At 71.2% G+C, this 10449-nt stretch carries 10 protein-coding genes; 3 read left to right on the top strand and 7 right to left on the bottom strand.

What is annotated here, in order from left to right; translation table 11 throughout:
- Positions 1-110 precede the first annotated feature (110 nt).
- A complete protein-coding gene (locus ACFV9J_RS25830; protein WP_385357549.1) occupies positions 111-1562 on the bottom strand; it encodes a helix-turn-helix domain-containing protein in 1452 nt (483 codons plus the stop codon).
- A 212-nt stretch (positions 1563-1774) separates the two neighbouring features.
- Here ACFV9J_RS25830 and ACFV9J_RS25835 point away from each other — a divergent pair, with 212 nt between their 5' ends.
- Positions 1775-2476: a DUF4232 domain-containing protein gene (locus tag ACFV9J_RS25835; RefSeq protein WP_385357551.1), complete on the top strand. Its 702-nt coding sequence runs from the start codon at positions 1775-1777 to the stop codon at positions 2474-2476.
- A gap of 58 nt (positions 2477-2534) precedes the next feature.
- Here the strand turns inward: ACFV9J_RS25835 and hemB are convergent, their stop codons facing one another.
- Positions 2535-3527: a porphobilinogen synthase gene (gene hemB, locus ACFV9J_RS25840; protein WP_385357552.1), complete on the bottom strand. Its 993-nt coding sequence runs from the start codon at positions 3525-3527 to the stop codon at positions 2535-2537.
- 157 nt (positions 3528-3684) lie between these two features.
- Here hemB and ACFV9J_RS25845 point away from each other — a divergent pair, with 157 nt between their 5' ends.
- Positions 3685-4101 carry an SRPBCC family protein gene (locus ACFV9J_RS25845; RefSeq protein WP_385357554.1) on the top strand — a complete coding sequence of 139 codons (417 nt, stop codon included), beginning with the start codon at positions 3685-3687 and terminating at the stop codon, positions 4099-4101.
- Here ACFV9J_RS25845 and ACFV9J_RS25850 read toward each other — a convergent pair.
- Together ACFV9J_RS25850 and ACFV9J_RS25855 are read right to left on the bottom strand one after the other, a co-directional pair.
- A complete protein-coding gene (locus ACFV9J_RS25850) occupies positions 4098-5009 on the bottom strand; it encodes a nitroreductase/quinone reductase family protein (RefSeq protein WP_385357556.1) in 912 nt (303 codons plus the stop codon). The genes ACFV9J_RS25845 and ACFV9J_RS25850 overlap by 4 nt on opposite strands.
- A 286-nt stretch (positions 5010-5295) precedes the next feature.
- Complete coding sequence (locus ACFV9J_RS25855) at positions 5296-6252, bottom strand: NAD(P)-dependent alcohol dehydrogenase (RefSeq protein WP_385357558.1); 957 nt, start codon at positions 6250-6252, stop codon at positions 5296-5298.
- Between the two features lie 155 nt (positions 6253-6407).
- On the opposite strand from ACFV9J_RS25855, the gene ACFV9J_RS25860 reads away from it, so the two are divergent.
- Positions 6408-7100, top strand: a complete 693-nt coding sequence (locus tag ACFV9J_RS25860; protein ID WP_385357560.1) for a TetR/AcrR family transcriptional regulator — start codon at positions 6408-6410, stop codon at positions 7098-7100.
- Positions 7101-7120: 20 nt separating this feature from the next.
- On the opposite strand, the gene ACFV9J_RS25865 is transcribed toward ACFV9J_RS25860, so the two are convergent.
- From ACFV9J_RS25865 to ACFV9J_RS25875, 3 genes are all read right to left on the bottom strand, one after another.
- A complete protein-coding gene (locus tag ACFV9J_RS25865) occupies positions 7121-8083 on the bottom strand; it encodes an endonuclease/exonuclease/phosphatase family protein (RefSeq protein ID WP_385357562.1) in 963 nt (320 codons plus the stop codon).
- Between the two features lie 22 nt (positions 8084-8105).
- Positions 8106-9842 carry a transglycosylase family protein gene (locus ACFV9J_RS25870; protein WP_385357564.1) on the bottom strand — a complete coding sequence of 579 codons (1737 nt, stop codon included), beginning with the start codon at positions 9840-9842 and terminating at the stop codon, positions 8106-8108.
- A gap of 186 nt (positions 9843-10028) precedes the next feature.
- The coding region (locus ACFV9J_RS25875) for an FG-GAP repeat domain-containing protein (protein WP_385357566.1) at positions 10029-10449 on the bottom strand (421 nt) is incomplete at its 5' end.

A 10449-nucleotide genomic window follows, 5' to 3' on the forward strand; every position in this document is an offset into this window, starting at 1 on the left:
CCACCTTTCGGATGTCGCCTGAGGAAGCGAACCGGTTTGATGGTCAACAACCTATCCCCCGGCCGGACTTGCCGCTGCCCCGCCGAGGCCGTCCGGGTCAGCCGTCCGGGTCAGCCGCCCTCGACCGGCTCCCAGGCGTCGCTGCCTAGGGGGTAGGCGTAGTAGGAGTCGTCCCGGGAGGCGCTGGTGCGGAACGGCTTGCCGTTGTCGTCGATGCGCGTCGTGCCGTGCCGGCCGCCGCTGGACCACTCCAGTTCCAGCTCCCAGCTGACGTCGTGGCCGCTGGTGTGCGCGTTGACCTGGAAGACCTCGGGGTCGGACTCGCTGACGCTGTACGGGAAGTCCCGCTGGCCCCCGATCGGCGTCGCGGTCGGCGTGCCGAGGTCGAGCGAGACGTCGAAGGCCGTGATGTGCACCTGGCCGCCGCAGCCGTTGCCCATCACGTACTGGTTCCAGTCCAGCGCCGGTCCGCTGCTCTTCACTCTGACGTGCAGGTCCTCCAGGACCACCGTCTCCGGGCCGGTGCCCTGCACGGTGAGGACGACCGTCTGCCGGTTCGCGGAGACCGCGTTGAGGGGGGTGGCCCAGCCGACCGCGTCCTGCTGGGGCGGCGGCTTGGGCACGTTCTTCGGGCTGCGGTCGATCAGGAAGGCGTGGTCGCAGGGCACGTCCCAGTAGTACGGGGTGGTGGACACGGTGAACAGGGGACCGTCGGCGGGTGCCTCGCGGCTCGGCGTGGCGGTGGCCCGGCGGGAAGGTGACGCGGAGGGGGGCCCGGAGGGGGACGCGGATGCGGACGGGGAGGACGTGGCGGCACTCGCGCTCGGGGACGCCGGCCGGGTCGCGGTCCCGGACACCGACGCGGAGGTCTGTGCGACGGCCCCGGCCGGACCGTGGCCGCCGTCCTCGTCGGGGCCGGAGACGAGGTTCGCCACGAGCGCCACGGCGGCACTGACGGCGACGACGCCGGACGCGGCGTAGAGCGCGGCGCGCGGGACCCGACGGCGGGCCGGGCCGGACGGCGCACCGAGAGCGAGGGCACGCGGGGCACCCGGTGCCGGTGCGGGGCCCGGGGCGGGTGTGGCGTTCGGGGTGGGTGTGGCGCCCGGGGCGGGTGTGGCGTTCGGGGCCGACGGGGCCGACGGTGTCTCCGGGGCCGGCTGTGCATCCTGGGCCGGCGGTGCGACCGGGCCTTCGGCGCCCTCCCCGACCGCACCACCCTTATCGCCCGCGCTACCCGCATCGCCCGCATCGATCGCGACGCCCGTATCGCCCGCGACGCCCGCACCACCCGCGTCGCCCTCGGTCTCCTCCTTCTTCACCCCGCGCAGCGCGTCCGCGCGGATCCAGCGGCGGTGGAGTTCGAGCAGTTCCTCGGGCGTCGCCCGGCACACGCGGGCGAGGCGTTCGACGGGCGCGAACTCGACCGGCACCACCTCCCCGCTGACGTACCGGTGCAGGGTCGAGCCGCTCATGTGCAGCCGCTTGCCGAGTGCCCCGTAACTGAGTCCGGACCGCTCCTTCAGCTCCCGAAGCAGTCCCGCGAAGTCGTCCCCCGCCACCGTTCCTCCCTCTCCTCGCATCCCCGTACCGCATCCCAGAGGGACATTGTTCCCGCAGGTCAGAGCGTTTCTGGCGTCCCATCGTCCCGCATGCTCCCCCATCGCTGGCGGCCGGGACGATCAGGGCCGCAAGCTGTGGTCATCCAAGCAGCCGCTCCCGGTGAACGGTCGAGCGGCTCGCCTCAACTGCCACTTTCCCAGGGGGACCTGCCATGTCCGCACGCCGCATCACCCGTACCCGCCTGTTCGCCGCCACCACGGTCGCGCTGGCCGCGCTCTCCCTCACGGCCTGCGAGGGCGACGAGCTCACGGGCTCCCCGGCGCCCGAGTCCGCCACCTCCGCACCGGCGGACGGGAACAGCCCCCACCCGGCCGGAGGCACCGGCGACACGGGGTCGACCGGCACGACCGGCACCGCCGGCTCCAACGGAAACGACAACGCCTCGGGCTCCGGGTCCGGTTCCGACTCCGGGTCCGACGCCGGAACCGACGACTCCGACTCGGACGTCCCCGGCGAGTGCTCCGCGTCCGACGTACGGATCACCGCGGCGAACGCCCCCCGCCCGATCAACCACCTGCTGCTGACCGCCACCAACACCGGCTCGACGACGTGCGCGCTGCCGCCGTACCCGGCGGCGCGCTTCGGCGAGGCCCAGTCCGTGCCGCCGGTCGCGGAGTCCAGCAAGCCGCAGTCGCTGACGACGCTGGCCCCGGGCGAGTCGGGCTACGCGGGCGTGCGCCTGTCGTCCGGCGACGGCAGCGGCGAGAACGGCTACGACGCGAACACCCTCACCATCCCGTTCGAGGACGGCTCCATCGCCACGGTCAAGCTGCCCTCCGGCGGCGTGTACGTGGACACCGCGCTGACGGTCACCTACTGGCAGACCGACGCTTCGAACGCGCTCGAGTACTGAAGGGGTACGCACCCCCGCACGCCCCGCACCCCTTGTGTGAAGGGCCGGCACCGGTCGCTCAGCGCAGTGTGCGGGCGACCTCGGTCGCCCAGTACGTCAGGATGTTGCGCGCGCCCGCCCGCTTGATCCCGGTGAGGGACTCCAGGATGGCCCGGTCGCGGTCGATCCACCCCTTCTCGGCGGCGGCCTCGATCATCGAGTACTCGCCGGAGATCTGGTAGGCGGCGACGGGCACGTCCGAGGCCTCGGCGACCTTGGCGAGGATGTCGAGGTAGGGTCCGGCCGGCTTGACCATCACCATGTCGGCGCCCTCCTCCAGGTCCAGCGCCAACTCCCGCAGCGACTCCCGCGCGTTGGCGGAGTCCTGCTGGTAGGTCTTGCGGTCGCCCTTGAGCGAGGACCCGACGGCCTCGCGGAAGGGCCCGTAGAAGGCGGAGGCGTACTTGGCGGTGTACGCGAGGATCGCGACGTCCTCCCGCCCGATCTGGTCGAGGGCATCGCGGACGACGCCGATCTGCCCGTCCATCATCCCGCTGGGCCCGACGACATGGGCACCCGCGTCCGCCTGGACCTGCGCCATCTCGGCGTACCGTTCGAGCGTGGCGTCGTTGTCGACGCGCCCCTGGGCGTCGAGCACCCCGCAGTGTCCGTGATCGGTGAACTCGTCGAGGCACAGGTCGGACATCACGAGCAGCTCGTCCCCGACCTCGGCCCGCACGTCCCGCAGCGCGACCTGGAGGATCCCGTCGGGGTCGGTCCCCGCCGTCCCGGCGGCGTCCTTCTTCCCGTCCTCCGGCACCCCGAAGAGCATAATCCCGGAGACCCCGGCCTCGACCGCCTCGGCGGCGGCCTTCTTCAGCGTGTCCCGCGTGTGCTGCACGACACCGGGCATCGCCGCGATCGGCACCGGCTCGCCGACGCCTTCGCGGACGAACGCGGGGAGGATGAAGTCGGCGGGGTGCAGCCGGGTCTCGGCGACCATCCGACGCATCACGGGGGTGGTCCGCAGTCGCCGGGGCCGGGTGCCGGGAAAGGATCCGTACGTCGTCATACCACCTACGCTACGCCCGCCCCGCCCGTGCCTTTGCCGACGGGAAGTCGGGCCCGGGCCGGCCCGGCCGCCGAAGGGGGACTCTCCCCCGGGGCCGGGCTCGGGCCGTCCGATTCGTTCAAGCGCACGGCCCAGGCGACTCGCTACCGTCGCTGCCATGAACAGCACCGGCGAGGAGTCCCGCCACCTCGGCATCCACATCGACCGCACCGCGGCCGACGTCTACGCCTACGCCTCGGACCCGGCCAACCTGCCCGCGTGGGCCCACGGCCTCGGCCCCCGCGTCGAGAAGAGCGCGGACCACTGGGTCGCCCCGTCCTCCCCCATGGGCCGGGTCACGATCGCCTTCGTCCCTCCCAACGACCTGGGCGTGGTCGACCACCACGTCACGCTCCCCTCCGGCGAGACCGTCCACAACCCGGTCCGCGTGCTCGCCGACGGCACCGGGAGCGAGGTGGTCTTCACCGTCCGCCGCCGGCCGGGGACGACCGACGCCGACTTCGAACGCGACGCCGGCACGGTCGCCGCCGACCTGACCCGGCTCAAGGAGCTGCTGGAGTCGGACAGACCCTAGGGAGTGTCGGGCGGTCCGGCCGGCGGCCACGGGACGTCGGCGAGGAGCGGCAGCAGCACCTCCTCCTCGTAGTCGAGATGCGCGTTGAGCCGCGCCGACATCTCCTCCACCTCGGCCCGGAAGCGGTCCGGTTCGGCGACGGCGATGCCCGCCGTCAGCACCGCCAGCTCGCCCTGGACGCGGGCGATCGCACGGTGCTCGTCGGCGAGCCGGTCGAAGACACCGGACAGGTGGGGATGGTGCCGGGCGATCCCGGGGAACAGGTGCCCGTCCTCGCTCTCGTGATGGAACTCCAGCGCCTGGCAGAACGCCAGGCAGCGCTGCCTGATCTGCAGCCCGAGCCCCGGCGGCGCACCGACGGCCCCCGGGGACGCGAAGTGGGCCTCGGCCTCGGCCCGCACCTGCCGCAGCTGCGCCCGCAGCCAGGTGTGCACCTCCAGCAGCTTGTCGGCGAGCGTACGGACCTCTCGGGGCCCCTCCCACCCCTCGGGCTCGGCCCGCTCCAGCACCACGACCGGCAGCTGCCTGCCGGTGCCGGCCTGGTAGTCGCCGTAGCCGGGCGCCGCCCGCACGACGTGCGCGAACAGCTCCTCGCGCCGGGCCCCCTCGGCGGGCACCGCGAGCGCCTCGAAGCTCGACGTGCCCACCTCCACCCGGACCGCGGGGTGGGCGAGCAGGTTGTGGTACCAGCCGGGGTGTCGCGGCCCTCCGAGGTTGGACCCGACGACGATCAGGGAGTCCCCGTGGCGGACGTAGCCGAGCGGGGTGGTCCGTGCGGCGCCCGACCTGGCGCCGGTGGTGGTCAGCAGGAGCAGGTCCCCGCCCTCGAAAGGACCGCCGACCTTCCCCTCGTTGGCGCGGAACTCGTCGATGACGGACTGGTGGAACGAGTGGAACGATGTGGGCATACGGGTTCGGTGTCTCCAGGACGGCAGGCCGCGGCAACGGCATGCGCCGCGGCGTGCGAGGAACGAGGGACGAGGTCGACGTGCGCAAGCGTGCGCAAGCGCTGCGTCGCGAACTCGGAATCAGGGCGCGGAGTGTGAACGCATCACGTACCCCTTGACGGAAGGGTGCTCGCCCGGTCGCCGGTCGGCCCACTGCTCTTTGACCGGCGCCACGCGGCACCACCCTCATTACACGCACCGGCCCGCCCCCTGTCAACGCGGGCCCGCCCGCCGCCGGTTGCCGGACCTACTGCACCCGTACGACGTGCTTGCCCCGCACGCCCCCGGCCGCCAGGGCCCGCTGGGCGTCGGCGACCCCGTCGAGCGGGTGGACGGTGTCGACGACGGGGACGATGTCACCGCGCTCGGCGAGCCGGGCGGCCTCGGCGAGCAGCGCGCCGTCGGGATTGCCGCTGAAGAAGCGGATGCGCCCCTTCCCGTGGACGACGGAACCGAGCACGGTACCGAGCCATCCGAGCGGCCGGTCGAGGTCGGGGGCGACGGCGACCATGCGCCCGCCCGGCGCCAGCAGCCGCCGCACCCGGGCCTGCTCGGTGCCGACGGTGTCGAGGACGACGTCGAAGCGGCCGATCGCGGACAGCGCGGTCGTCCGGTGGTCCAGCGCCTCCTCGGCGCCCAGCCCCCGCACGAAGTCGAGGTTCCGCCCGCCCGCGAGCGCGACGACACGCGCCCCGAGCACCTTTCCCACCTGCACGGCGACACTGCCCACGCCGCCGCTCCCGCCCCGCACGAGCAGCCGCTCACCGGGCTGCAGGCCGGCCTTGTCGCGCAGCGCGGTCAGCGCCGTGGTCGCGCCCGCGATCAGCGAGACGGCCTCCTCCGGCGTGAGGTTGTCGGGGGCGGGCGCGATCCGCCGGGGGCTGACCGCGACGTACTCGGCCATGCTGCCGGTACGGCGCCCCAGCAGCCCCCACACCCGCCGGCCCTCCCGGACCCCGCGCACCGAGGCGCCGACCTCGGCCACCTCCCCCGCGAAGTCGATGCCGCACCCCTTGGGAAAGGCCCGGCCGGTCACCAGCCGCACCTTGCCCGTCCGGTCGTGCAGGTCGCCGCCGTTGACCCCGGCGGCGCGCACCCGCACCAGCACCTCGTCGGGTCCGATGTCCGGCACCGGCCGCCGTCCGACGTACAGCACCTCGGGAGGCCCGTACCGGTCGAAGAGAACCGCCTTCATCTCACCCATGTCTCGCACCCATATCTCGCACCCATGTCTCGCACCCATGTCTCGGGGTCCGCGTCGCGTTCGGGAAGTGCGGAGACGAGGCCCGCATCCGCTGCTAACCTCACGTTAGACACCTAAGTGGACGACACCCTCCACTTAACCCGGAAGTGAGAAACATGCCTGACCAGCCCTCTCACAAGCCCGCGGAGCACACCACCGAGGCGGTCCCTGGGCCGGACGCGCTGCGGGCCGACGCCCGCCGCAACCGCGAACGCGTCCTGGAGGCCGCGCGCGAGGTCTTCGCCGCCCAGGGCGTCGACGCCCCGATGAGCGCGGTCGCCCGCCGGGCGGGCGTCGGCGTGGCCACCCTCTACCGCCGCTTCCCCACCCGCTCGTCCCTCGTCGCCGCGGCCTTCGACGACCAGCTCGCCGTGTGCGCGACCGCGTTCGACGAGGCCCTGGCCGACCCCGACCCGGGACACGGCCTGTACACGCTCCTGCACAAGGTGTGCACCACGCTGGTCACCGACCGCGGCTTCGAGACGGTGTTCATGGCCGGTTTCCCGGCATCCCTGGACTACGACCGGGAACGCGCCTGCGCCGAGGAGCGCCTGACCCACCTGGTCCGGCGCGCCCGCGACGCGGGCCGGCTCCGCGAGGACTTCTCCCCCGCCGACATCCCCCTGCTCCTCCTGGCCGTGAGCGGCCTGGCCTCCCAGCCCCCCGAAACCGCCGTCCCCGCCGCCCACCGCCTCCTGACCTACCTCTTCCAGTCCTTCCAGGCCACCCCTGCGACCCCGCCCGGGCCGCTCCCGCCGGCCCCGCGGATGGACCTGTCGGGGCTGCACCGGCCGCCGGGTCGCCCGTAGCCCCGCTCGGTCCCGGCGCCTCAGGACCAGGCGGCGGCTCCCCGCAGCAGGCGGTGGTCGGAGAGTGGCGGGTTGGAGCAGGCGGCCGCGTCACCGCGCACGGAGGTGAAGTGCTGGTCGCTGACGAAGATGTAGTCGATCTTCTTGGCCGCGGCGGTGTCCTCGCACTGGCCGTCCACCGTGTTCTCTCCGGTACGGCAGTTGTCGTATCCGGCGCAGTGGCCGCCGAAGTAGTCCTTGTCGGTCTCGTCGACCTCGCGGAACGGCCCGATGCCCTGATTGTCGTTGTACAGCCACCTCAGTGGTGTGGCGGTCGGCGTCATGTTGAAGTCGCCACCGAGGACGACGGGCATCTTGCGGGTCAGGGGTTCCAGTTGCCGGTAGATCTGGTGTGTCTGCTCTTCCGGAGTGTCGCCGCGCCAGTCGAGGTGCGTATCGCAGGCGCGGACGGTCCGGCCTCTGACCTCGGCGTCCGCGCAGAGCAAACCTCTTTGCTCGTCGTTCACGTCGGGGTCGTTGTAGAGCATGGTCATGGTGCGGCCCGAGACAGTCGCGTCGCCCTTGACGAACATCGCCAGGCCGAAACGCTGGTCGCTGCCCCATTGGGTGCAGTTGCCGATGCCATTGAGCGTCGCTCCCCACACAGCTGTGTACGGGGTGCTCGATCGGTCGGCGAGGTGGTCGCGCAACAGTGCGTACTGGCCGTAGCAGACCTCCTGGAACATGACCACGTCGGCGTCCCAGTAGTCCATGGCATGCACGACCTGGTCGCGCCAGGCGTTCTTCTTCGTGGGGTTGTTTCCCGGCTTGGTGGGACAGCCGGCCGCGGCACCGCAGAGGTTGTAGCTGATGAACCGCGGCGCGGGCCAGGTGCTCGGGGAGGGAGTGTCCGCGTTCGCCGTGCCGTGCGGCAACAGGGCGAACAGCAGTGAGGCGGCCATTGCCGCGACCGACGCGAGTCGGCGCCGTCCGGTTCCGCGCATTGTGTGGTTTCCCTTCGTGAGGTCAGACGAGGTCGCTTCGGTACCAGTTCCAGCTGCCGGAGTCGTCGCTGTCCCAAGCGACGACGGGCGCCTTGAAGCCCGTGCCGGTGCTGGTGAACTTCCACAGGCCCGTGCGGTTGGTTCCGTCCGCGTCCTGGCCGTAGCCGTAGAGAACACCGATGTCGGTCCTGCCGTCACCGTCGAAGTCGCCCGCGGTCAGCTTGCTGGCGTCGGCGTTCCAGCTGCCGGAGCCCGAGTCCCACTTGCGCAGCGGGTTGGCGAAGCCGCTACCCGTACTGGTGAAGGTCCACAGCGCGGACTTGTTCCGGGAGTCCTCGGTCTGTCCGTTGTTGTAGAGGACGCCGATATCGGTCTTGCCGTCGCCGTTGAAGTCACCGGCGGTCACCTTGGAACGGTTCCAATCCCAACTCTTCACCTCGGTCTCGGTGTTGTCCCACCTACGCAGCGGGTTGCCGAAGCCGCCACCCGTACTGGTGAAGGTCCACAGGGTGGTGCGACTGGCACCGTCCTCCTGCCCCCCGTTGTCGTACAGAACCCCGACATCGTCCCTGCCGTCACCGTTGAAGTCACCGGCGGTCACCTTGGAACGGTTCCAATCCCAACTCTTCACCTCGGTCTCGGTGTTGTCCCACCTGCGCAGCGGGTTGCCGAAGCCACTACCCGTACTGGTGAAGGTCCACAGGGTGGTGCGACTGGCACCGTCCTCCTGCCGCCCGTTGTCGTACAGAACCCCGACATCGGACTTGCCGTCACCGTTGAAGTCACCGGACGTGACCTTGGAGCGGTCCCAGTTCCAACTCTTCACATCGGTCTCGGTGCTGTCCCACCTGCGCAGCGGGTTGCCGAAGCCACTACCCGTGCTGGTGAAGGTCCACAGGGTGGTGCGGTTGGCACCGTCCTGCTGCTGTCCGTTGTTGTAGAGGACGCCGACGTCGTCCTTGCCGTCGCCGTTGAAGTCACCGGAGGTGACCTTGGAACGGTCCCAGTTCCAGCTGCCGCCGCGAGCGTCAACGTTGTCCCACTTCTTGACGGGCGCGTTGAAGCCGGTGCCCGTACTGGTGAGGGTCCACAGGGCGGTGCGGTTGGTGCCGTCCTGCTGCTGTCCGTTGTTGTAGAGGACGCCGACGTCGTCCTTGCCGTCACCGTTGAAGTCACCCGTGGTCCGGGACGCTGTCGCTCGATTGGCGGTGAAGAAGCTACTGGCGTCCGAGCGGGGCCCGGTCTGACCCGCGTCGTTCACGGCCGTGACGGTGAGGGTGTGCGGGCCGTCGGGCAGCGTGGTGGTGTCCAGCCTGACGGCGTAGGAGGGACCGGCCCCGCTGTCGGTACCGACCAGGTCACCGTCTATGTAGAAGGACGTGCGGGTCGGCGTGCCCACTTCGTCGGTGACATTGGCCGTGAGGGTGACCTCTCCGGTCAGTACCGCGCCTGCCTCCGGCCCGGTGACCCGGGAGACGGGCGGTGTCGGCGACGGGTAGGGATCGACGTGGTCGGACCCCAGTCCGGCTCTCGGCCCACAGACCGGCCAGGCACCCTCGCCCTGGCCGGCCAGCACCTTTTCGGCGATGAGGATTTGTTCCTTTTTGGTGGCCAGGTCGGCACGGGCGGCGTACTGCGTGCCGCCATAGGCCTGCCAGGTCTGAGCGCTGAACTGCAGGCCGCCGTAGTAGCCATTGCCGGTGTCGGCGCTCCAGTTGCCACTGCTTTCGCACTCGGCGACCTTGTCCCACGTGCTCACCGAAGCGGCGTTCGCGGTGACAGGCAGAAGAAGAACGGAAGCACCGAGCAGGGCCAGAGGGACGACGGTGGCGGCCGAGCGAATTCGTGCGGGGTGGGTCGGCATCGAGGATCCTTCACGGGCTGGGGATGTGGAATACCGCTGGGGCGGCGGGAGGCCGCCGCCCCAGCAGGTGGTCGAAGACCGTCAGGCGAGCTTGCTGGCCTTCCAGTTCCAGCTGGTGAAGTCATCGCTGTCGAAGGCCAGGGCCGGGTTGTTGAAGCCGGCGCCGGTGCTGGTGAACTTCCACAGGCCCGTGCGGTTGGTTCCGTCCGCGTCCTGGCCGTAGCCGTAGAGAACACCGATGTCGGTCCTGCCGTCACCGTCGAAGTCGCCCGCGGTCAGCTTGCTGGCGTCGGCGTTCCAGCTGCCGGAGCCCGAGTCCCACTTGCGCAGCGGGTTGGCGAAGCCGCTACCCGTACTGGTGAAGGTCCACAGCGCGGACTTGTTCCGGGAGTCCTCGGTCTGTCCGTTGTTGTAGAGGACGCCGATATCGGTCTTGCCGTCACCGTTGAAGTCACCGGACGTGACCTTGGAGCGGTCCCAGTTCCAGCTCTTCACCTCGGAC

This window comes from Streptomyces sp. NPDC059906, from assembly GCF_042730645.1.
In the GTDB taxonomy this organism is placed as follows: Bacteria; Actinomycetota; Actinomycetes; order Streptomycetales; family Streptomycetaceae; genus Streptomyces; species Streptomyces rubrogriseus.